Source organism: Microbacterium sp. zg.Y909 (genome assembly GCF_024626565.1).
The window spans coordinates 1-613 of record NZ_JANJFJ010000036.1 but is presented as its reverse complement, the minus strand read 5'-3'; the positions used below and the strand labels follow the sequence as shown (position 1 = coordinate 613).

General features: G+C 69.2%; 1 protein-coding gene and 1 pseudogene. Both read left to right on the top strand.

Annotated features, from left to right (window positions below; all coding sequences use genetic code 11):
* Nucleotides 1-282, top strand: a pseudogene (locus tag NQ160_RS04810) (ABC transporter ATP-binding protein); the annotation flags it as partial.
* Nucleotides 279-613, top strand: a 335-nt coding sequence (locus tag NQ160_RS04805) for an ABC transporter permease (protein ID WP_257514106.1), incomplete at its 3' end; no start/stop codon positions are given. The pseudogene NQ160_RS04810 and the gene NQ160_RS04805, both read left to right, overlap by 4 nt.

The following is a 613-nucleotide window of genomic DNA, read 5'->3' as shown; positions in this document are numbered from 1 at the left end:
GATGTGCTGGTGCTGGACGAGCCCACCGTGGGACTCGATCCGGTGCTGCGGCAGAGTCTGTGGGCGATCTTCCGGCGCCTGGCCGATGCCGGTGCGACGCTCATCGTGTCGAGTCATGTGATGGATGAGGCGATGCGGTGCGACGACGTCGCGCTGATCCACGACGGAAGCGTGCTGACTCAGACGACGCCGCAGGGGCTGCTCCAGACCACTGGCGCGACCGACCCCGATGCGGCCTTCTTGACGCTCATCGAGCGCGGCCGCCACGGGGGCGCGGCGTGAACCCGGGGCGCACGCTGGCCACCGCGGCGCGGGTGCTGCGTCAGCTCAGTCACGACCCCCGTTCGATCGCGCTGATGCTGGTGGCGCCGAGTCTGCTGGTCGGGCTGTTCTCCTGGCTCTTCGCCGACAGGGAAGGGGTGTTCGACACCTTCGGCGGCCCGATCCTGGCGCTCTTCCCGTTCGTGGTGATGTTCCTGGTCACATCGGTGACGACGCTGCGGGAGCGTCGGTCGGGAACGCTGGAGCGGCTCATGGCGACCCCGCTGGGCAAGGGCGATTTCATCCTGGGCTACGCCCTGGCATTCGGCGCGATGGCGGCGCTGCAGGCCGT